This window comes from Ruegeria sp. AL3 (assembly GCF_056536065.1).
Genome location: NZ_JBQFJG010000001.1, coordinates 1,484,277 through 1,505,024 on the forward strand (window position 1 = coordinate 1,484,277; position 20,748 = coordinate 1,505,024).

Sequence of the window (20,748 nt, forward strand, 5' to 3'; positions counted from 1 at the left end):
CCAAGAGTGAGTGAAACCGGGCACTGCACCCGGCGTTTGATATGGTTTTGGCGCAAGGGTGCGACCTGCGTTAGGGCCAAAACGAAAGCCGGATTAGGTCCAGATAAGGCTCAAACGGCCCGAATTGCGTCTGCGATCAGTTTCACGCCGGTCGCGATGCGGTTAGTTGGAATTGAGGAATAGCCCAGGCGATAGAAATTCTGTGGTCTGTCCGGCCCCGAGAAGAACGGTGCGCCGGGTTCGATGTGAACACCCTGGTTTTGCAGTCTTAATGCCAGTTGAGTTGTGTCGACATGCTCAGGGGCTGACATCCACAGTGAAGAGCCGCCAATCACACCCCGTCCAGCCACGGTCAGCCCACTTTCCGCGATGGCTTTGTCCATCGCGTCGCGCCGCTCTTGCAAGGCCTTTGACATACGCCGAATTTGCGCGTCGTAGTGGCCCAGCGACAGGAAATACGCCGCCGTGCGCTGAATGTGGCCTGGTGGGTGACGCAGAACCAATGAACGCAGCGCGCGTGCCTCGCGGATAAAGGGCTCTGAGCCGACCATGTATCCAAGTCGCAATCCTGGAAACAGCGACTTGGAAAAACTGCCGACGTAGATCACGCGCCCATCCCGATCCATGGATTTCAGCGCCGGCGAAGGGGCGCCTCGGAAGGCCATTTCAAACTCATAGTCATCCTCGACGACCATCGCGTCGAGTTCGCGTGCTCGGTCCAGCAACTGGTTGCGGCGGTCGATCGGCATCGTCGCGGTTGTCGGGCTTTGATGGCTGGGGGTGGTAAAGATGACGTCTGCTTCGTCGGGAATCGCTTCGGGCGGCAGACCGTCCCGGTCCACACTCAAGGGCGTGACCGCGCAATCCCAATGGTTCAGAAGGCTTCGCAGCGCATAGTAACATGGGTCTTCTATCACGGCCGTGCGATTGTGGGTCAGCAAGATACGCGATGCCAGCCAGAGCGCGTTCTGCGCGCCAAGAGTGATCAAGATCTCTTCGGGGCGGGCCGCGATGCCACGGCGAGGTAGAGTGTGACGGGCAATAAATTCGATCAACAACGGATCATCCTGATCCACGTAATCGCCGGTCAGCGAATCGAAGTCCTTATGTCCCAACGCGCGGACGGCGCATAACCTCCAGTTGGCGTGGTCAAACAAGGTTCGGTCAGCCTGCCCGTAGATGAACGGATAACGGTATTCTCGCCAGTCGCTGGGTTTTGGCAGCACGTCGCTGTCCAGAAAGCGACGCGCCAGTGCCTTGTCCCAGTCAACGGATTCTGTGCCGCGCTGGACAGGCGAATACTTGGGGGGGACAGGTGCGTTTTGCGAAACGTAATATCCCGACCGCCCCTTGGCGGTCAGGTAGTCATTGGCCAACAGTTCGGTGTAGGCCAATGTCACCGTTATTCGGCTGACCCCCAGATGCGCGGCCAGTTTGCGTGACGAAGGGAGTTTTTCTCCGACGTGAAAGCGACCGGACAAGATGCCTTCGGCAATCATCTGCTGGATCTGGGCCTGCAATGTGCCCTGACCATTGAGCTCAAGAAAGAACGTATCGACCGAAATCCCCATGCCTGCTTATAGGGTGGACTTAAGGCCGGGGCAATCTGGACTTACATCGCAGTCACGAAATTTTGTCGGCGGGGTTGACCGGAGAGTTCCTTCGGACTAAATGACTAGAAAACTAGTTTAATGGTGATAGTGGATGTGGGAAGCTGCTGCTGCCGGATTTTCTGCCATGGGCTCTGAAGCTCGGCTGAAAGTCCTCAAGACGCTGGTCCGGGCTGGCAAAGCCGGATTGACCGTTGGCGAGATACAGGACCGGACCGGGATTGCCCCGTCGACCCTGGCCCATCACCTGCGGTTTCTTGCGGCCGGTGGAGTGGTCGAACAGGAAAAGGTCGGTCGAACCACGATCAACCGCGCCAATTACGACGAATTGAGAAATCTGGCGCAATTCATTCTCAGCGAGTGCTGCGCTGACGAAGTTGGAAAGGCTGCGAACGATGGCTGAATTGACACAGAACCCGCGCATGACTGCCAAAATGGCGCTGGACCTGATCAAGACACCCTGGACGCTGATCGTCGTCATTCTGGCGGCGGTGGCAATCCTGGATCCCGGAAACTTGCCCGAGGTGGTGACATTTGCAGCCAAGGCTCTGGCGCATACAGGGCAATATATTCTGTTTGCAGTGCTTCTGCTGTCTTACCTCAAGGCGACCGGCGCAGAGGTGATGGTGGCGCGTGCCTTTGAGGGGCGCGAGACCCGGATGATCTTTCTGGCTGCCTTGTTCGGTGGTCTTGCCCCCTTCTGTTCTTGCGAGGTTATTCCCTTCATTGCGGGTCTTCTGGCCCTTGGTGCGCCGTTGTCCGCGGTCATGGCGTTCTGGCTCAGCTCACCCTTGATCGATCCGCCTACGCTTTTGATTACCGCCGGTGCGCTGGGATGGCCCTTTGCCATCGGCAAGGCTGTTGCGGCGGTTGCGCTTGGCCTGTTCGGCGGGTTCGCGGTTCGGTTGCTTATGCGCAAAGGCGCGTTTGCCCAGCCTTTGCGCGAATACAAGCCCTCCGGGTGCTGCGGATGTGGTCCGAAAACGGATACCAAGCCGGTCTGGACATTCTGGCAGGAGCCCGAGCGTCGCGCCCGGTTCCGTTCGGAATTCGTGCACAACGGTCTGTTCCTGTTGAAATGGCTTGCGCTGGCTTATGTCCTCGAGGCGCTTTTGGTCAATTATATCCCCGCCGACCTGATCGCCGGCGTGGTTGGCGGAGAAGGCGTGCTGCCGATCGTCGTTGCTGCGCTGGTGGGTATGCCGGCATACCTGAACTCGTACGTGGCGCCGCCTTTGCTGGCAGGGTTGATGGAGCAAGGTATGACAGCGGGTGCGGCCATGTCGTTCATGGTTGCCGGTGCTGTCAGTTCCATCCCGGCGATGGCTGCGGTCTGGTCATTGGTCAAACCACGTGTCTTTGCAACCTATCTGACCCTGGGGGTCGGTGGCGCAATCGTGGCTGGTATCATCTTTCAATTGGTATGAACGCAAAAACCGCCCGGTGTCACATCGGGCGGCTTCTATCCGTTCGGTGCCGTCGATCAACTACCGTCGCACAGACGTGGCAGTTTGAGCCGGTACCGGGCTTCTCCGCTTTCGAGGTAAACGCGTTTTTCGATACAGGCCGTCGTGCCCACTGTCTGCGAAATCTGCGCATCTGTAGACGTAATCGATGTGGCGGACCCATCCGGCAAGCGGACAGATGCCACGACGCCGTTCTTCAGATCTCCGTTCACCGGAGTTGCAGACAGAACCGGGACGGTCAGAAACGCCTCATGCTCGTGTTCGCCTTCATCCCCCAGCAGAAACAATGTCGTGACGATGGCAATCATGACAACGCCGCCGGCCAGACCAAGCCCCCACGTTTTCAGAAAGGCATAAATCGTGACGGCGCGATGCGGGCCAAATACCGCAGATAGAACGTTCAGCATGGCAAGTCCGTGAAAAAAGCCCCAGCCGTCATGGCCGAGGCTGTTTGCGCGTTACGGGCGAAGATCGTCTTCGTCTTCGTCATCCGCCCCACCCTTGGGCAGGTTGAAAAAGCTGTCTGCGTCGATGATCGGCTCGTCGTCTTTCTCTTCCGACGGTTCGTCGGACAGCGAGAAGGTTTCCAGACCTTCAATTGCGGTCGGGATTTTCGGCGCTGCGTCCATTTCCAGCGACTGCTCGGTCGAGACCAGCTTGCGACGTTCGTCATCGCTCATCACGCCGCCTTCAGCCGCTTTCTTGGCCGCCGCTTTCTGCACGGCGGTGTCCAGTTCGGACTGTTTGCACAGACCCAGAGCAACCGGATCAATCGGCTGCATGTTGGCGATGTTCCAGTGCGTGCGTTCGCGGATCGACTGGATGGTGGGTTTGGTGGTGCCCACCAGCTTGGCAATCTGGCCGTCGCTGAGTTCCGGGTGGAACTTGACCAGCCACAGGATCGAGTTCGGACGGTCCTGACGTTTCGAAAGCGGCGTGTAGCGCGGACCACGGCGCTTTTCCTCGCCGGCGGCCGATGGGTTGAACTTGAGCTTCAGCTTGTGAAGCGGGTTGTTCTGTGCCGCGTCGATTTCTTCCTGGGTCAGCTGGTTGTTGGCGATCGGGTCAAAGCCCTTGACGCCGGCGGCGACGTCGCCATCAGCGATACCCTGCACTTCCAACTCGTGCATTCCTACGAAATCCGCGATCTGCTTGAAGCTGATCGTGGTGTTGTCCACCAGCCATACGGCGGTTGCCTTGGCCATAAGCGGTTTTGCCATCAGCCCGTCTCCTATACATACATCTGTCCCGTCGCCGGAATTCGGCGGCCCCTTGGTTTTGGGGCAGGTTTCCGTTGTCGGGGAACTTGGCCCGTATATAGTCGCGCAAAGGCAAGAAGGGAAGAGGCGAATGCGCCAAGGGATTACGGGGCTGGTTTTGTGGGTCTTGAGCGCGGTCGCTGCGCCGGCCGAGGGCGAAAAGGCGGGCGAGTTCGATTACTACGTGCTGTCGCTCAGTTGGTCGCCCAACTGGTGCGCCCGCGAAGGTGACGCGCGCGGCTCGGATCAATGTGACGATCGGCATGATCACGGCTGGATACTGCACGGGCTATGGCCACAGTTCCATCAGGGCTGGCCGTCCTACTGCCGTACCCCGGAAGGCCCACCTTCGCGACGCACGACGCGGGAAATGGAGGACATACAAGGCAGTTCTGGCCTTGCTTGGCATCAATGGAAGAAACACGGCACATGCTCGGGATTGTCGGCATCCGACTACTTTGCCTTGTCCCGGCGGGCTTACGAAGCCGTCAAGCGCCCTGAGGTGTTCCGCAAGCTGGATTCATCCGTCAAACTGCCGGCTTCGGTGGTCGAGGAGGCATTCCTGAAGGCCAACCCTGAGTTGGAGCGCGACATGATCACGATCACCTGCAAACAGGGCTATATCGAAGAAGTCCGCCTGTGCCTGTCCCGCGATCTTGATCCCGTACCCTGTGGCCGCGACGTGATCCGCGACTGCACGGCCAAGGACGCGCTGTTCGATCCGATTCGTTAAAGCTTTTTGTTCTGGCAATCCCGCGCATAGTCCAGCGCCTTGGCGGTGCCTTTCAGATCGATGGCCATCACCACCTCACCTGCCGGGTTATAGACGGTCATCGTTTTGTTCTGAGCGATGGCGTTCACAAAGCTCCGGTCAGTGAAAAACACGGTTGCGCCCGGCACGTCGCGTTCGTTGAACCCGATGGCCGTCGCATCATAGCTTTTGCCGTCCAGATCAAAGCGGATCGGATAACTCTCACCCTGTTTAATGTCGCCCCATGCCTTGTTGTACACGGCGAAATACCCACGATTGCCCAAGGCATCATAGCCCAGCCGCACCACCGAGAGATCCTGATACACCGTCTGGATCAGGCACCCGTTGCCAAGCGCGGGGTCCATCATGATGTTCCAGCCGTCGACAAAGCCCTTGTCGATGAGGTCTTGGGCTAGGGCGGAGGTGGCTGTCAAAGCGGCGAAGGCGAGGGCGAGAAGGCGGGTCATAGCATATCCACAAATCAGACAATCTATTCATGTCATTGTAAATTGTTGTAGAAGTTAGACAATCCATTAATTTCCCGCGCGCCGTGTCAGGTCTCCTCGCCGTTGGAACAGATCTCAAGTCTCAGGTTAACAATTGCCTGGTTTGGAACGTCTTCTGAATTCAGCGATCCTCCGACAGCTAACCATTCGGAGTATTCAGGGTTAATGCAATCAACGTATAGAACGCCGAAAAAATCGCCATACTTACCTTCACCGCGAACATAGACGTGTCTGTGTGTTTGTTCATCATACCTATTGTCTTCTGGAATTGCGCTCCACTATTGTTTGTATGGCGGCGGTAAATCGTGCGTGTCTTCGAATAAGTAGAGAGTTTCAGCGGCCAAGGGCGAGGCGAAAGCACCAATAATTGCAAAAAAACGCTAAGTGTTTCATCGTGTTTGATAATCCGTGGAATTAACAGAAAGAAACTCATCCAATAACTGTACAGCTGTCAAGCTAGTTACCGCGATACTTGAGCGTGCATCGTGCGTTGCGCTGGCACCGCCTAGCGCAAAGGCCTCGCGAAAAAAGAACCGGTAAGTTAGAGCTACAGTTCCTTCCGCGCCCGCAGCGCGGCCGTGATCGTCCCGTCGTCCAGATAATCGAGTTCGCCGCCAATCGGCACACCCTGCGCCAGCGAAGTCAGGCGGACCTGCCCCTCAAGCTGATCGGCGATGTAGTGGGCGGTGGTCTGGCCATCGACGGTGGCGTTCAGCGCCAGGATGACTTCGGAAATTCCTTCGGCCACAACCCGGTCCTTGAGGCGGGGAATGCGCAGCTCGTCGGGGCCGACACCGTCCAGCGCCGACAGCGTGCCGCCCAGAACGTGATAGCGCCCTTTGAACACTCCGGCACGCTCCATCGCCCAGAGGTCGGCGACGTCTTCGACCACGCACAGCTCGCCGGTCGCTCGGGCCTCGCTATTGCAGATGTCGCAGATATCGGTGGTGCCGACATTGCCGCAGTTCAGGCATTCGCGGGCGGTGGCGGCCACTTGTTGCATCGCGTCCGAGAGGGGCGTCAGCAGCAGGGCGCGTTTGCGGATCAGGTGCAGAACCGCGCGGCGGGCCGAGCGCGGGCCCAGGCCCGGCAGTTTGGCCATCAGGTCGATCAGGTTGTCGATGTCGCTGTTCGAACTCATGGCCAATCCTGCATTGCGCCGGAGGGAGCCTCCGGCGGGAGTATTTGGGAAAAGATGAAGCTCAGAACGGCAGCTTGATGTCTTTGGGCAGGCCCATGCTTTCGGTCAGCTTGGCCATTTCAGCCTGCGAACGTTCGGTTGCCTTGGTCTGCGCATCCTTGATGGCGGCCAGGATCAGGTCTTCGACCACTTCCTTGTCATCGCCGTTGAAGATGGAAGGGTCGATATCCAGACCTTTGAGTTCACCCTTGGCCGTCGCCGTTGCCTTGACCAGGCCTGCACCGGATTCGCCGACAACCATCATGTTGTTCAGCTCTTCCTGCATTTCGGTCATCTTGGTTTGCAGGTCCTGCGCGGATTTCATCATCTTGGCCATGTCGCCCAGACCGCCAAGCCCGCCGAGTCCTTTCAGCATAGTATTCTCCTGTGTCTCCGTTTGCGCTCTAGATACGGGCAGCAGCGACATGGCACAAGGGTTCTCCCGCCGGTCGGAGGCTCATCCGTTCCGGTCGGCATGTTGATCAGCGCAGGCGTCAGCAGGAACGTGCTAACCATCTGCGACACCATATTTGCCAGCAGGCCCGACAAGCGCAGATCGTCCTTGGCGCGCATATGGTCTGCTGCCGAGACTGATTGCACGGAACACAGAAAATCTGGGCGGGGTTCGAATGGCTACGCGGCATTCGGATCAGAATTGTCACGGGCCGCCATCCGCTGGCCGATGTCGCAACAAACGATCTGAGACATGCTGGCGGATGTGTTCGATCGAAACCTCGGTCAGCTTCGTTTGAAACGGGGGGTGACGGGCCGCGGGGTCAGTCTTCCTCGAACGGGTCCCACTCGTCTTCCACCTCGGGAAGCGCTTCGGTCTCGACCTTGGCGGCGCGTTGCTCCGGCGTTTCGATCCTAGTGATTTTCGCCTTTGGGAATTGCGCCAGTACCGCCTGCACCAAAGGATGTTGTTCGGCCTCGGATTTCAGTGCGAGCTCGGCCTCATCCCTGACTTCTGCAATCGTGGGGGCTTCTCCGTCCGAGACGATCGAGACAGCCCACCGATTTCCTGTCCAGCGTTGCAAGGCAGTGCCCAGTCGTGGCGCCAGATCCGCCGGTGCCTGGGTGGCGGGTGTGAATTCGATTCGTCCGGGTTGATAGGAGACGAGGCGCACGCCGTTTTCCACCTCGACCAGCAACTTTACGTCGCGATTGGTCCGGATCAGTTCCACCACGTGGTCGAAGGTCGGGTAATGGGCAAGGGCCGTCTGGGCATCCTGCGCCAGGGCTGCAACCGGTGCGCCACCGGAACCGCGAGGGGACGGCGCGTAGGCAGGTGGATGGGTCGCGCCAGCCGGCGCCGGACCGGCGCCCGGTCGGGATATCGAAACGCCGCCATTGGGCCCGCCCGGCGGCGGTGGCGGGGCATCTTGCAACCGTTTGATCAGCTCTTCGGGGCTGGGCAAATCCGCCACATGGGTCAGGCGAATAACGGCCATTTCAGCGGCCATCATGGCGTTGGGCGCAGCCGAGACTTCCTCGAGCGCCTTCAGCAGCATTTGCCACATCCGGGTCAGAACCCGCATCGGCAGAGCCTCGGCCATGTGTTGGCCCCGGGTCCGTTCATCCGGAGAAACCGTCGGATCCTGCGCCGCGTCAGGCGTGATCTTCACGACGGACACCCAATGCGTGATCTCGGCCAGATCGCGCAGCACCGCCAGCGGGTCTGCGCCTTCGGCGTATTGGCCGCTCAACTCGGTAAGTGCTCCGGCGGCATCGCCGCGCAGGATCATATCCATAAGGTCCAGAACCCGGCCACGGTCTGCCAGTCCAAGCATTGCACGGACCTGATCGGCGGTCGTCTCGCCAGCCCCATGCGAAATCGCCTGATCCAGCAACGAGGTCGCATCCCGGGCCGATCCTTCCGCTGCTCGGGTGATCAGCGCCAGCGCGTCTTCGGCGATCTGGGCGTTTTCCGCTTCGGCGATCTTGCGCAGCAGGCCAATCATGTCTTCGGGTTCGATCCGGCGCAGGTCGAAACGCTGGCAGCGGGACAGCACAGTGACAGGGACTTTGCGGATTTCAGTGGTTGCGAAGATGAACTTCACATGCGCGGGCGGTTCTTCCAACGTCTTGAGCAGCGCGTTGAACGCACTGGTCGAGAGCATATGAACCTCGTCGATGATATAAATCTTGTAACGCGCGCTGGCGGCGCGATAGCGGACACTGTCAATGATCTCGCGGATGTCGTTGACGCCCGTACGGCTGGCGGCGTCCATCTCCATCACGTCTACATGGCGGCCTTCCATGATGGCGACACAATGTTCACACTGACCGCAGGGTTCGGTCGTGGGGCCACCGGTTCCGTCGGGTCCGATGCAGTTCATCCCCTTGGCGATGATCCTTGCGGTCGTGGTTTTGCCGGTGCCGCGAATACCGGTCATGATGAAGGCCTGCGCGATCCGGTCGGCCGCGAACGCGTTTTTCAGGGTGCGCACCATGGCATCCTGACCCACCAGATCGGCAAAGGTTTCCGGGCGATATTTGCGGGCGAGAACCTGATAGGCGGGGCTGGAGCTGTCTGTCATGTCTTCTCGTTGGGATTCGGTGCTTGGGCACAGCGTAGTGGCCACCGTTGCCCGCGTCCACAGCGTGGCACGATGATTTTTGATTTAGAAACGAGTCGCTTTCGCACTAAACTGCATCAGCGGATTTAATGGCTCATTTTTGTATAGAGTTCTTTGGGGAGGACAGGATTCATGTCGCAGTTGGTGATCTACGCCCTGCAAGTCGGTGGCGGAACGCTGGCGCTGACCTCGATGCCCGGACGCGGCGGAGATTACTCCAGCGATCTGGATATGATCGCAGCCTGGCAGCCGGGGCTTGTTGTTTCGATGACGACGGATGTCGAAATGCTTCAGGACGGGGCGCAGGAATTTGGAAGCGATATTCAAAGCCGCGCCAGCCGATGGGTTCACCTGCCGATCGAAGATTTCGGAGCGCCGACAAAAGCGATTGATGACGCGTGGCCGTCCGTCAGCGCCGCGGCCCGGCACGCGCTGTCCGGCGGAGGTCGCGTATTGGTACACTGCCGCGGGGGCTGTGGCAGGTCAGGTATGATTGTCCTGCGGCTGATGGTCGAATGCGGCGAAGGCGCGGACACGGCGCTGCAACGATTGCGGGCGGTGCGCCCTTGCGCCGTCGAAACGGATGCGCAACTGGCCTGGGCCTCTCGGCGTGCCCAGGCACAGGTCAGTCTGGACTCAGATTGAAATCTGCGCGGGCGCGCAAGCAGGTTTTCGAGGCCGGATCGTGGAAACTTCGATCATCGCGCAGGGTGGGGTTTTCACGACGCCGGATGGCATCGCACTGAACGTGTTTCCGAAGATCAGGTCGGCATAGCCGTTCAGCGGCTCAATCGCGGTTTCGGGCTGCGTCCCGCAAAAGACACGAATGCGGTCTGATTGCGCGCGGAAAATTGCATGACATCCTTCGCTGCAATGTGACAGCTCGCTGCTGCCCTCAATCTCGAAATCGTCACTTGTGGCCGAGGTCGCCTGGGCCATGGCTTCGGATATCGAGCGCGCCAGCCGCGCCAAAGCGGGACAGGTTTTGCCCGTCCGCTGACATACTGTTGCACTGAATTCATGTGTCTTTGTCTTCCAGATCATCCTGCGCCCTCCGCGCGTGGTGGACAGGATATTTGGGACAGGTGGGACAGCGTGATGCCGTCAGGACCTGCCCGGACACCCCGTCCGAGTTTCGGTTTCGTTTCCGATGGCAGGTCTCCTGACTTGCGGGTCATCGCTTTGCCGACCTTCCCAGCCTTTGGGGCCAGTGGTGTTTTGGCATCGCTTACCGTTTACAGTTGCGGGGGCAGTCGCGGATTTGGTTGTTGCCTGCATGACCAGACATTACCGCACCGTGTTCCCTTTTCATCCCGACCCCTTGTGGAGGCCGGAAACCATCACACAACCGCTAGCGTTTGAGTACGCATCGAGTCAAGCCGATCTTTTGGCCGGACGCTTGGTCATGCTGGATACGATGTAGGTTCATGCATAATGTCGAGGGTGTCGAGGTTCGGAAACCGGATTTACCAAGCGAAAAGCAAGAGATCATGTTGGATACAGAGCAAACGGTATTGACCGAGGAGTTTCGCTTTCCTTCCGGGCAGAAAACACTGTCCGCCCGATTGTATAGCCCGCTGACTTCGCCCGAAATCGTCGTCGTGCTGAACAGTGCAACGGGTGTGCCGCGTGATTATTACCGTCATTTCGCACGATGGCTTGCCGCTGAGAAGGGTATGGCCTGCCTGACCTATGACTATCGCGATTATGGGCATTCCTTGACCGGCCGCCTGAAAGACTCGCGTGCGACCATGGCGGATTGGGCCTTGATCGACATGCCCGCGGCACGGGCGGAAATGCGTCGGCGATACCCGAATGCGAAACACTGGACCATCGGCCATTCCGTCGGCGCGATGTTGGGGCCTGTGCAACCGGATATCGATCTGATTGACCGGATGATCTGTGTGTGTTCGGGGCTTGTGACCCTAAGCGACCATCCGTGGCCCTATCGGGGTTTGGCGGGGTTGTTCTGGTACGGCCATGCTCCGCTTTTGGCCCGAGCCCTTGGCTACCTTCCCGGAAAGGCGATCGGGTTTGGCTCGGACCTGCCGGCATCGGTCTATTGGCAGTGGCGCAAATGGTGTACCGCGCCTTTGAATTATGTGCCTGAAATCGGGCATGAGTTACCTGCGGCGCAGTGGAAGGATTCTGGAACGCCCGTGGATTTGCTCACCTTCGAGGACGACCAGATGGTGCCGCCGGAAGCGGTTTGGCGGCTTGCGGAACTATACGGCCCCGATGCCAACCGTCACCTGCTGAGCCCCGCCGATTTCGGGTTGCCTGAGGTTGGACACATCGGAGCATTTGCCCGGCGCAACGCAGCGGTTTGGCCGCGACTGATCGCCTGACCAGACGCGGCGCAGGACGGGCCGGGCACCGTCCTGCCATCACCGGTTACGAAGCTTCTTTTCCTTCATGACGCCACGGACCATCTTGCCGAACGCTTTGTCCCGCGCCCGGGACTGCGCGACAGTTTCTGAGTTGCGCTGATCTTCGCGCCGAAGCTTGCGCCACCGGTCCAATCGAGCCGGGTCAAGCGTGCCGTGGCTGATCGCCTTTTGCACGGCACATCCGGGCTCGGAGTTGTGCTGGCAATCCGAAAAACGGCAGTCCCGGCTCAACGCGGCAAGGTCCGAGAAAACGTCGTCGATCCCGTCCTGAGCGTCCAGCAGGCGCAACGCGCGCATACCGGGTGTATCGATCAACCAGCCGCCGTTGCGCATCCGGTGCAGTGCCCGAGCGGTCGTCGTGTGCCGGCCCCGCGCGTCATCCTCGCGAATGTCCGAGGTGGCGAGATCCTGATCGGTCATGGTATTGGCAAGCGTCGTCTTGCCAACGCCCGACGAGCCAACCAGCGCTCCGGTCTGGCTTTTGGGGCACCAGGACAGAACCTTTTCAACCTCTGCCGGGTCCAGCGCGTTGATCGCCAGAACCGTCAGGAACGGGTCCAATGATTGTACCTGTCCCGAGAAACTGTCAGGGTCCGCCGATTTGTCGGCCTTCGTCAGAACGACGACCGGGTAACACCCGGCCTGATGCGCAAGCGCCAGATATCGTTCCAGCCGGGGCAGATTGAAATCGGCATTGCAGGAACTGACGATGATCAGCACATCGACATTGGCTGCGATCAGTTGCGTCGCGGCACCTGTTCCGGCGGCGCGCCGGTGCAGCAGGCTGCGCCGGTCGAGCAAATGGCGCACGCGTTTGTCGTCGTCGGTGAGAACCCAGTCGCCAACGGCATAGGTGCCGGTTGACTGATCAAGGGTCAGCAACGGGACTTCACCATCCGGGTTCAGCCCGATCAGGCGGTCCCGATGAACGGAAGTGATGCGAAAAGGTGTGCAGGAAGGATAAGCCGCGTGTTGCGCAGCAAAGTGAGAGGACCATCCCAGGTCCGAAAGTGTAAGAAACATTGGTCTGCCTGTCGTCAGAAACAGCACTCCCGACGGATGGCAATCGCTCATCCCCGGGTCATGTGTTCAGGCAGTCAGTTGATACCGTGAGGTCAGAACCGTGCTGCCCGAAGGGTCTTTGCTACAATCATAAAGCCCTCCTGCGGCCAAGGTTCATTAAGGTTCATAAAGTGAGAGGTTGGACATCGACCCAAGCGGGGCTCGTTGTGGCTGCTTCCTTCCGGACCTGACCAGGTTGGCGAGGCGCTCGCCCGCGCCAACCTCTCGACTCTGGATATAGGGAAGGCTTCGGCAAAAGACAACCCGTCAGAGCGTCAGGCGAATGCGCGCAAAACCCTGTTTGTCAGGTTCCAGAATCTTGGGGGCGAACCTGTTCAATTCGTCGACATATTTCAAAGCACCGGGCCCTGTCCGAAGAATGGTCTTCATCCCCGATTTCGGCATCAGCGAGAACGGATAAGGTTGCCGGGCCAATGGGTCGGGTGGCAGGCGGTGCGTCATGTAATCCCGCAAAATGTCCCGGATATCCAGCGGGGGCAGATCTATGGCAGGGGCCGATGACACATGCGGGAAATGTCCGCCTCCGCTTGCGCGATAATTATCGAGCGCAACGACAAATGCCTGATCGGGTTGCACGGCTTGGCCTGCGCAAGTCAGATGATGCACCCGCCTGTGGCCGGGATGGATCATTTGCCCCCCGACATCGTAACGCGCCGGTTGCGACGGGTCGATCTGATAGGACAGGCCAAAGATGACATCGAAATTGTACCCCGCCCGATCCCGGTCGAATAGCTCTGCTTCGGCGTCGGGGAATTGTTGGTTGAATGCGCTGGCTGACATCTCCAACCACTCCAGCAGCTGCGCGCCCGTGATCTGAACCGCGCGCAATTCGTTTGGAAAGACATGCAGGTCCGCCACGTGACGCAGACAGATTTCGCCGAGCGGCACGTCCGTATAGTGCCTGGGGCCAGAGCGTCCGCCGCATTTGGCCGGCGACGCGGCTGACAACAGCGGCAGCTCTGCAAGCGTGGTGCCGTGTAAAAAAGGGCGCAACGTGGCTGCCTGTGCGGCGGCCACAAGCGCCAACCCACGATCCGGCGCACAGAAGCTGAAATAGCTGTGCAATGTGTCCGAGACGCGCGCAACGGGCGCGGCCATGTCCTGACGGGTCTGCTGATGTGCGGGTTCAACCAGATGCGCGAATTCCAAATCTTCGCCAATCGCGGTGCCGCCCACCGAAACCGGGCGCAATTCGGCGTGGCTGTCGACAACACGCAGCCCCGACTGGGGCTCTAGGGTAACGGCCAGATCGATTACTCCAAGATATGCGCCTGCCGAACCGGGCATGACAACCGGCGTTCCATGCACCAGCCCTTTCACGTAATCCACATTCGGGGTTTGCGCGCTGGTGCGTGCGGGAAGGGTCAGGTGCGTGTGCCCGGCGACGACAGCGTCGATGCCCTCGATCGCGGCTAGGGGAATAACGGCATTTTCAGTGTCGGTCGCTGTGTCCGGGTGTCCAAGCCCGGAATGGGCGAGCGCCACGATCAGATCGCACCCCTTTTCGCGCAAGATACGCGTCAGGGACTGTGCCGCGACAACGATGTCGTCCGCCTCTACGGTTTCGTTCAGATTGTGTTCTTCCCAACGTGTTGTCTGCGGTGGCAGCACCGAAAACACGCCGACGCGAATGGGCACATCCTTGTTTCCCACCCTAACGATACGGTCAAGGATCGCAAAACGCTGCCAAGATTGGTGTTCTCCGGACCGATGAAGATTGCCGCACAGAACCGGGCACGGGGCTTGTGCAAGGGTCTTGTCCAATGTTGGCAGCCCGAACCCGAAATCATGGTTGCCCAGACCAATCGCATCATAGTCCAGCGCCTTGAATGCCTGCATCATCGGGTGGGGATTGTCGTTCCGAACGGCCCATTCGCCCATCGGCGTTCCCTGAAGCGAATCCCCGTTGTCGAACATCAGCACCAGCGCGTCTGTGGCCTCGTGTCGGGCCTTGCGGATCAGGCTGGCGGTGCGTGTCAGCCCAAGCGTCGGGTCCGGTGTGTCCGCGTAATAGTCAAAACCAGTCAGATGCATATGCACGTCGGAGGTGGCAAGAATACGAATACGCCCACGGTCTTTTGTGGGTTGCACCTGCGTCGATGGGGTTTGCTTCACTTTTGTTGTTCTGCTTTTGAGTGTGGTAATGGGCTAAAATCATCAAAACGCAGTCTAGATGATTTTTCCGGGGCCGCCATGCGGCTTTTCGGTGGCGTGTCCCTGCGTTTTGCGCCTTGAATTGCCATTGCAACAGGGCCTGAGACATGGCAGCCCTGTGCGCAAGACCAGAAGGAATTCCAATGAAAAACGCAGAGCAGGTGACTTTCGGCGGCTCGGGCCTGAATCGGGCAGCGCATCTTCGTGGGGATTCAGAGAAGCTGTCCGAGATGGCGGGCGACCCTGCTGCGCGATGCATATTGTTGTGGCGAGGCAAGCTTCTGGTCGTGGGCGCGGCGCTGGATCAGCTTGCCCTGACGCAGATGACCCACCCGCTGGTATGCGATGGCCCCGGCGGCGTGATCGAAGCACCGGTTTTTTTGGGCCTGAGCGCAGAGGGCGCACCCCTGTTTGCCGCAGATATCTCGGCCTGGGGGGCAGAGGGATTGGATCTGACCGGCCTGGGAGAGTTCGTGGACAGATCCGAACAGCAGCACCCGGATTTGCCTGAAGGGCATGTTTTTGCCGAGCTCCGCCGGATCATGGCGCGATTGTCGCCTCGTGATGCCGAGTTGGCCGCATCGGCCAAGGCGGTTGTCGGTTGGCACGAAACACATCGCTTCTGTGCTCGCTGCGGCGCAGCCAGCGATATGTCGCAAGCGGGATGGCAGCGCAGTTGCCCGTCATGCGGCGGGCAACATTTTCCGCGCACGGATCCGGTTGTGATCATGCTGATTACGCATGGGGACAGCGTGCTTATGGGGCGGTCTCCGGGTTGGCCCGAGGGAATGTTTTCCTTGCTGGCGGGATTTGTCGAACCCGGCGAAACGCTCGAAGCGGCGGTGCGCCGCGAAGTGATGGAAGAGGCAGGCGTACCGGTTGGTGCGGTGTCGTACCTGTCCAGCCAGCCCTGGCCGTTCCCGGCATCCCTGATGTTCGGATGCGCCGGCGAGGCCCTGTCGCGTGACATCGTTATCGATCCGGTCGAGATCGAAGAGGCGATGTGGGTCAGCAAATCCGAAATGATGCAGGCATTTGCCGGCGAACATCCCCGGTTGTTGCCGGCTCGCAAGGGGGCTATCGCTCATTTTCTGCTTCAGAACTGGCTTGCGGATACGCTGGACTGAAGAAAAACTGGTGAAGCCATAAACAGCAAAGGTTATTATGCAGTTTTCAGCGCGCGAAGATATCGAAGCCCCGATCAATTCGGTGTTCGACATGGTGTCGGATTTCCAAAGGTTCGAACGTATGGCGATGCGTCGTGGCATCGACGTGCGGCGTCTGGACACTGATGCGATGGTGGTTGCCGGCACTGAATGGAAAACCGAATTCAAGTTGCGTGGAAAGCCGCGCCAGATGTCGGTGGTGATGACGGATTTCGACAAGCCGTCGCAAATGCGGTTCGAGGCGGCCAGCAAAGGGATGACCGGCCTGACGACAGTAGATTTTCTGGCCTTGTCTCCGCGCCGGACACGCCTGAGCATCGAGATGTCCTTGGCCGCAAAGTCCTTGCCCGCGCGGTTGCTGTTGCAGTCCATGAAGCTTGGACAGTCAAAGTTCCGCAAGCAATTCCAGGTGCGGTTCAGCGAGTTTGCGCGTGAACTGGAACAGCGTCACCTGCACGGGGCGTGAACGGCGTCCGCTGGGCTGATCGGGGCAAGGATTGGAAAAGAAACCTCGGATGTCGCACATTATTTTTCTGCATGGCGCATCAAGCAGTGGAAAATCGACAATCGCGCAGGCTTTGCAGCAGAAGATAGAGAAGCCGTTCTGGCATATCTCGATCGACCACCTTCGCGATTCTGGTGTTCTGCCGCTGGATCGCTATCGCCGTGGCGAGTTCGATTGGTCCGACGACCGATCGACTGTCTTTGATGGGTTTCATCAGTCGCTAGCTGCCTACGCGGCCTCGGGCAACAATTTGATTTTGGAACATATTCTGGATACGCCGGGGTGGGACAAAGATTTGCGCGACCTCTTGCGCCCGTTTGATGTTCTGTTCGTAGCTGTCCATTGCCCGGTTCCCGAGTTGAACGCGCGCGAACGATTACGCGGCGACCGTCCGGTGGGAAGCGCCCAGCGGGACCAAACCATGATCCATGCTGGTAGAGTTTACGATATCGAGATTGATTCTATGGACGGCATTGAAGCCAACGTGCAGACAATTCTTCAGGCATGGCGCAGTGACCTGCGCCAATCGGAATTCAGCCAGTCTTTCGCGTGACCTGTCAGCCGCGAGGATGGGCCGCAGGGTAGACGCCAAGAACCTCGACATTGGTCGTGAAGTGTTCCAGTTCGTCCATTGCCAGCTGCACGTTGCGGTCTTCGGGATGTCCAACAATATCCGCATAAAACTGCGTTGCCGTAAAGGACCCGTCGACCATATAGCTTTCCAGCTTGGTCATGTTGATCCCGTTGGTGGCAAAGCCACCCATGGCCTTGTACAGCGCGGCCGGGATGTTGCGGACCTGAAACACGAAACTGGTGATCATCCCATGATCGCCCCGGCGGGACAAATCCGTTTCGCGTGACATGACAAGAAAGCGGGTCGTGTTGTCGTCATTGTCCTCGATATGGCGGGCCAGCACGTTCAGGTCGTAGATTTCAGCCGCAAGCTCGCTTGCCAGAGCGGCGGAATGCAAGTCCCCGATTTCGGCCACTTCGCGCGCGGCGCGGGCATTGTCGGGACTGACACGGCCACGAATACCGTGTTCTTTCAGAAATTCTGAACATTGCGGCAGCAGCACCAGATGCGAATGCGCTTCGGTGATGTCTTCCAGTTTTGCGCCGGGTACACCAAGAAGGTTGATGTGAACACGCACGAACGCTTCATCGATGATGTGAAGCCCGCTATGGGGCAACAGCCGGTGAATATCGGCAACCCGACCGTAGGTCGTATTTTCGACCGGCAGCATCGCCAGATCGGCCGCGCCCGAGCGAACTGATTCGATCACATCCTCGAATGTGCGGCAGGGCAAGGCCTCCATTTCGGGTCGTGCGTTGCGGCAGGCCTCGTGACTGTAGGCGCCGGGTTCGCCCTGAAAAGCAATGCGATTGGTCATTTGGTCGATTCCATGCAACAAGTTCGCGATTTGGTCGTTTCGTCGCGGTGTCTATACCTTGCCTCTCGCAAGTGGAAGCCTTAGACACCTGCGCAGACAGCTGAAATGGACACGCGATCAATGTTCGACACGATGACAGTTACGAAGGCCGCCGCAGGCCTGTTCGGCACTTTCCTGGTGCTGCTTCTGGCCAAATGGGGGGCTGACATCCTCTATTCTTCCGGTGGCCATGGCTCGGCTGAGGCCGCCTACATTATCGAAACCGAAAGCTCGGGCGAAAGCGCCGACGGCGAAGAAGTGGTCTTTGAAGATCTGCTGGCCGCCGCTGACGTTGAGAAGGGCGCGAAAGTATTCCGCAAGTGCACCGCGTGCCACAAGCTGGAAGACGGGGCGAATGGAACCGGCCCTTACCTGTATGGCGTAGTTGATCGCCCGGTTGCCTCGGCAAAAGGTTTCACCGGTTACTCAGCCAGTATGCAGGCCCATGGCGGCAACTGGACGCCCGAAGCGCTGGATGCCTTCCTGGAACGCCCAAGCGCCTATATCTCGGGAACATCGATGAGTTTTGCTGGCTTGAAAAAACCTCAGGACCGCGCGGACTTGATTGCTTATCTGCAGACAATTGGCAACTGATTGCCTGAGAGACCATTGAAGTTCAGAGCCGCTGCCCCGCGCAGCGGCTTTTTTTGTCTGAAGGGAACTTCACAAAGCGCTCACGCATTCTAAACTTGAAACTGTCAGCGTTGGCACATTAGCTAGCGTATGCGACATAAAAGATTACAATAACCCAGAGGATGAGCCCCATGATATCCCTAATGCCTGCTGCATGTGATCTTAAGGTCAGGCCATTGGCTGGCATATTCGGGCTTTGTGCTGTTCTGCTCTCACCGCAAGCTGCTTTGGCATTGGATGAGGGGGTTACCCGCAGTCATGGATATTCGTATTTCGGCAATCTGGATTACCCTGCTGACTATCCGCATCTGAATTACGTGAATCCAGATGCGCCCAAAGGTGGTGAGTTGTCCTTGGCGGCTTCGGGGACGTTCGATTCCTTGAATCCCTATTCCCGCAAGGGGCGCGCAGGCGCCTTGACGACGCTGCAATATGACCGCCTGTTCGAAAGCTCTGATGACGGTGTCGGGCAGTATTACGGCGTGCTGGCGGAAAGTCTGGAATATGATGAAGGGCGCAACTACGTCATTTTCCATTTGCGACCCGAAGCAACCTTTTGGGATGGCACGCCGGTGACGGCCGAAGATGTTGTCTACAGCCATCGCCTGTTCATCGAACAGGGCCTGCCTTCCTACGCCCAAGCCGTGGGCCGCATGGTGACGGGGGCCGAAGCGCTGGATGATCACACGGTCAAATTCACGTTCAATCCGGAAGTCACCCGCCGCAGTTTGATCGAGACCGTCGGGTCGACCCCCGTCTTTTCGAAAGCATGGTTCGAGGCGGACGAGTCCCGGCGTCTGGATGAGCCGCGTCTGGAAGTGGCGGTCGGCTCGGGTCCCTATAAACTCGACAGCTATGACATCAATCGCCGTATCGTTTACAAGCGACGTGACGACTATTGGGGTAAGGATCTGCCATTCAATGTCGGTCGCAACAATTTCGATACCATTCGCGTCGAGTATTTCGCCGATCAGACAGCGGCGTTCGAGGGGTTCAAGGCCGGTGAATACACGTTGCGGATTGAAAGTGATCCCAAGCTTTGGGCGACGGCGTATGATTTTCCGAAGCTGAACGAAGGTGTGATCGTACGGGACGAGATACCGGATGGCAGCCCGCCAACACCGTCCGGCTTCGTCTTCAATCTCGGAAAACCGCAGTTTTCCGACAAGAACGTACGCAAGGCCCTTGCCTTGGCCTTCAATTTCGAATGGGCAAATGAATCCCTGCTGTTTGGTTTGAATTCACCGCGCAATTCCTTTACACAAGGCACCCCGCTGGAAGCGCAAGGCCTGCCCGAGGGCGATGAACTGGCGTTTCTTCAAACGCTGGGTGAGGTTGTGCCCGAGGACCTTCTTTCAGAACCTGCCGTGACGGTTCACGAGTCAAACCCCGCGCGCCTGAACGATCGCAGAAATCTGCGAAAAGCCGCGAAACTGCTGGACGAGGCCGGGTGGCCGGTCGGCGATGGCAACGTGCGGCGTAACGCGGAAGGGCAGACACTGAAGGTTAATATCCCCTATCCTTCAAACCTGCCGACTTCGACGGCCACGATGATTGAAACCTATGTCCAGAACCTGCAAGCCATTGGCGTGGATGCGTCGGCGGAAAAGGTTGACCCGGCGCAATACACGCTGCGCAGCCGCGAGCGGGACTATGACATGGTCTATTCCACTCGTTACGGGTCTTTTTTGTCGACCGGTGGCGGGTTGAGCCAGATGTACGGGTCGGAAGAGGCCGCATTCAGTCTTTTCAACCCGGCCGGATTGGCAAGCCCATTGGTTGACGCAATCATCGAAGCATCCTTTGATACTGACAATCAGGCGGATCAGGACATGGCGTTGAAGGCGTTGGATCGCGCTTTGCGGTACGAGTTCTTCGTGATCCCCGTAGGATACATCGCTGACCACTGGGTGGCATATTACGATATGTATGAATACCCGGAAAACCTGCCGCCTTATTCGCTGGGCTATTTGGATCTGTGGTGGATCAATCCGGAAAAAGAGGCTGCACTGAAAGCGAAAGGCGCGCTGCGATAA

The 20,748-nt window shown here is 58.7% G+C and carries 21 protein-coding genes, 1 other RNA gene and 1 riboswitch; of the genes, 10 read left to right on the forward strand and 12 right to left on the reverse strand.

All coding sequences use genetic code 11. The features are described 5' to 3' along the window. Nucleotides 1–110 precede the first annotated feature (110 nt). Nucleotides 111–1,571 (reverse strand): MocR-like pyridoxine biosynthesis transcription factor PdxR, encoded by a 1,461-nt coding sequence (gene pdxR / locus ACR3E6_RS07465; protein WP_171638305.1) that lies wholly within the window; start codon nucleotides 1,569–1,571, stop codon nucleotides 111–113. Between the two features lie 133 nt (nucleotides 1,572–1,704). Here pdxR and ACR3E6_RS07470 point away from each other — a divergent pair, with 133 nt between their 5' ends. Both ACR3E6_RS07470 and ACR3E6_RS07475 read left to right on the forward strand, forming a co-directional pair. Then, nucleotides 1,705–2,013 carry an ArsR/SmtB family transcription factor gene (locus ACR3E6_RS07470; RefSeq protein WP_171207031.1) on the forward strand — a complete coding sequence of 103 codons (309 nt, stop codon included), beginning with the start codon at nucleotides 1,705–1,707 and terminating at the stop codon, nucleotides 2,011–2,013. Next, nucleotides 2,006–3,037, forward strand: a complete 1,032-nt coding sequence (locus ACR3E6_RS07475) for a permease (RefSeq protein WP_210093885.1) — start codon at nucleotides 2,006–2,008, stop codon at nucleotides 3,035–3,037. The genes ACR3E6_RS07470 and ACR3E6_RS07475 overlap by 8 nt, the downstream gene beginning before the upstream one ends. A gap of 56 nt (nucleotides 3,038–3,093) precedes the next feature. Here ACR3E6_RS07475 and ACR3E6_RS07480 read toward each other — a convergent pair whose 3' ends face one another. Together ACR3E6_RS07480 and ACR3E6_RS07485 are read right to left on the reverse strand one after the other, a co-directional pair. Then, the gene (locus tag ACR3E6_RS07480; RefSeq protein ID WP_171725100.1) at nucleotides 3,094–3,483 is read right to left on the reverse strand and encodes a hypothetical protein; all 390 of its coding nucleotides are present in this window, start codon (nucleotides 3,481–3,483) and stop codon (nucleotides 3,094–3,096) included. Nucleotides 3,484–3,534: 51 nt separating this feature from the next. Next, nucleotides 3,535–4,296 carry a DUF1013 domain-containing protein gene (locus ACR3E6_RS07485; protein ID WP_171638297.1) on the reverse strand — a complete coding sequence of 254 codons (762 nt, stop codon included), beginning with the start codon at nucleotides 4,294–4,296 and terminating at the stop codon, nucleotides 3,535–3,537. Nucleotides 4,297–4,426: 130 nt separating this feature from the next. Here ACR3E6_RS07485 and ACR3E6_RS07490 point away from each other — a divergent pair, with 130 nt between their 5' ends. Further along, complete coding sequence (locus tag ACR3E6_RS07490) at nucleotides 4,427–5,068, forward strand: ribonuclease T2 family protein (RefSeq protein WP_480486538.1); 642 nt, start codon at nucleotides 4,427–4,429, stop codon at nucleotides 5,066–5,068. Here the strand turns inward: ACR3E6_RS07490 and ACR3E6_RS07495 are convergent. From ACR3E6_RS07495 to ACR3E6_RS07510, 4 genes are all read right to left on the reverse strand, one after another. Then, a complete protein-coding gene (locus ACR3E6_RS07495) occupies nucleotides 5,065–5,553 on the reverse strand; it encodes a hypothetical protein (RefSeq protein ID WP_171638293.1) in 489 nt (162 codons plus the stop codon). The two genes, ACR3E6_RS07490 and ACR3E6_RS07495, sit on opposite strands and share 4 nt — an antisense overlap. 586 nt (nucleotides 5,554–6,139) lie before the next feature. Beyond that, nucleotides 6,140–6,733, reverse strand: coding sequence for a recombination mediator RecR (recR, locus tag ACR3E6_RS07500; RefSeq protein WP_480486540.1), 594 nt, complete (start codon nucleotides 6,731–6,733; stop codon nucleotides 6,140–6,142). A gap of 61 nt (nucleotides 6,734–6,794) precedes the next feature. Continuing rightward, nucleotides 6,795–7,148 carry a YbaB/EbfC family nucleoid-associated protein gene (locus ACR3E6_RS07505; protein ID WP_171725104.1) on the reverse strand — a complete coding sequence of 118 codons (354 nt, stop codon included), beginning with the start codon at nucleotides 7,146–7,148 and terminating at the stop codon, nucleotides 6,795–6,797. Between the two features lie 400 nt (nucleotides 7,149–7,548). Beyond that, nucleotides 7,549–9,312, reverse strand: coding sequence for a DNA polymerase III subunit gamma/tau (locus ACR3E6_RS07510; RefSeq protein WP_480486543.1), 1,764 nt, complete (start codon nucleotides 9,310–9,312; stop codon nucleotides 7,549–7,551). Nucleotides 9,313–9,483: 171 nt separating this feature from the next. On the opposite strand from ACR3E6_RS07510, the gene ACR3E6_RS07515 reads away from it, so the two are divergent. Further along, complete coding sequence (locus ACR3E6_RS07515; RefSeq protein WP_171638284.1) at nucleotides 9,484–9,996, forward strand: protein-tyrosine phosphatase family protein; 513 nt, start codon at nucleotides 9,484–9,486, stop codon at nucleotides 9,994–9,996. Here ACR3E6_RS07515 and ACR3E6_RS07520 read toward each other — a convergent pair. Next, on the reverse strand, nucleotides 9,988–10,395 hold the full coding sequence (locus ACR3E6_RS07520) for a hypothetical protein (RefSeq protein ID WP_171638282.1): 408 nt from the start codon (nucleotides 10,393–10,395) through the stop codon (nucleotides 9,988–9,990). The two genes, ACR3E6_RS07515 and ACR3E6_RS07520, sit on opposite strands and share 9 nt — an antisense overlap. A gap of 91 nt (nucleotides 10,396–10,486) precedes the next feature. After that, a riboswitch (cobalamin riboswitch) is annotated at nucleotides 10,487–10,708 on the reverse strand. 70 nt (nucleotides 10,709–10,778) lie between these two features. Between ACR3E6_RS07520 and ACR3E6_RS07525 the strand changes: the two genes are divergently transcribed. Continuing rightward, a complete protein-coding gene (locus ACR3E6_RS07525) occupies nucleotides 10,779–11,699 on the forward strand; it encodes an alpha/beta hydrolase family protein (RefSeq protein ID WP_480486545.1) in 921 nt (306 codons plus the stop codon). Between the two features lie 39 nt (nucleotides 11,700–11,738). Here ACR3E6_RS07525 and rsgA read toward each other — a convergent pair whose 3' ends face one another. The 3 genes from rsgA to ACR3E6_RS07540 all read right to left on the reverse strand — a co-directional run bounded on the left by rsgA (nucleotide 11,739) and on the right by ACR3E6_RS07540 (nucleotide 14,939). Further along, nucleotides 11,739–12,764: a ribosome small subunit-dependent GTPase A gene (gene rsgA / locus ACR3E6_RS07530; RefSeq protein WP_480486547.1), complete on the reverse strand. Its 1,026-nt coding sequence runs from the start codon at nucleotides 12,762–12,764 to the stop codon at nucleotides 11,739–11,741. A 168-nt stretch (nucleotides 12,765–12,932) separates the two neighbouring features. Then, nucleotides 12,933–13,031: signal recognition particle sRNA small type (gene ffs, locus ACR3E6_RS07535), an RNA gene on the reverse strand. A gap of 39 nt (nucleotides 13,032–13,070) precedes the next feature. Next, complete coding sequence (locus ACR3E6_RS07540) at nucleotides 13,071–14,939, reverse strand: bifunctional 2',3'-cyclic-nucleotide 2'-phosphodiesterase/3'-nucleotidase (RefSeq protein WP_480486549.1); 1,869 nt, start codon at nucleotides 14,937–14,939, stop codon at nucleotides 13,071–13,073. Between the two features lie 182 nt (nucleotides 14,940–15,121). Between ACR3E6_RS07540 and nudC the strand changes: the two genes are divergently transcribed. The 3 genes from nudC to ACR3E6_RS07555 are packed head-to-tail and all read left to right on the forward strand — an operon-like array spanning nucleotide 15,122 to nucleotide 17,202. After that, nucleotides 15,122–16,105 (forward strand): NAD(+) diphosphatase, encoded by a 984-nt coding sequence (gene nudC / locus ACR3E6_RS07545; RefSeq protein ID WP_171638280.1) that lies wholly within the window; start codon nucleotides 15,122–15,124, stop codon nucleotides 16,103–16,105. 37 nt (nucleotides 16,106–16,142) lie between these two features. Next, complete coding sequence (locus ACR3E6_RS07550) at nucleotides 16,143–16,610, forward strand: SRPBCC family protein (RefSeq protein ID WP_480486552.1); 468 nt, start codon at nucleotides 16,143–16,145, stop codon at nucleotides 16,608–16,610. 49 nt (nucleotides 16,611–16,659) lie between these two features. Then, on the forward strand, nucleotides 16,660–17,202 hold the full coding sequence (locus ACR3E6_RS07555; protein WP_480486554.1) for a chloramphenicol phosphotransferase CPT family protein: 543 nt from the start codon (nucleotides 16,660–16,662) through the stop codon (nucleotides 17,200–17,202). A 4-nt stretch (nucleotides 17,203–17,206) separates the two neighbouring features. Here ACR3E6_RS07555 and ACR3E6_RS07560 read toward each other — a convergent pair whose 3' ends face one another. Beyond that, complete coding sequence (locus ACR3E6_RS07560; RefSeq protein WP_171638275.1) at nucleotides 17,207–18,040, reverse strand: prephenate dehydratase; 834 nt, start codon at nucleotides 18,038–18,040, stop codon at nucleotides 17,207–17,209. A 120-nt stretch (nucleotides 18,041–18,160) separates the two neighbouring features. Here ACR3E6_RS07560 and ACR3E6_RS07565 point away from each other — a divergent pair, with 120 nt between their 5' ends. Continuing rightward, nucleotides 18,161–18,673 (forward strand): c-type cytochrome, encoded by a 513-nt coding sequence (locus tag ACR3E6_RS07565; RefSeq protein WP_152459925.1) that lies wholly within the window; start codon nucleotides 18,161–18,163, stop codon nucleotides 18,671–18,673. A 170-nt stretch (nucleotides 18,674–18,843) separates the two neighbouring features. Continuing rightward, nucleotides 18,844–20,748 (forward strand): extracellular solute-binding protein, encoded by a 1,905-nt coding sequence (locus tag ACR3E6_RS07570; protein WP_480486556.1) that lies wholly within the window; start codon nucleotides 18,844–18,846, stop codon nucleotides 20,746–20,748.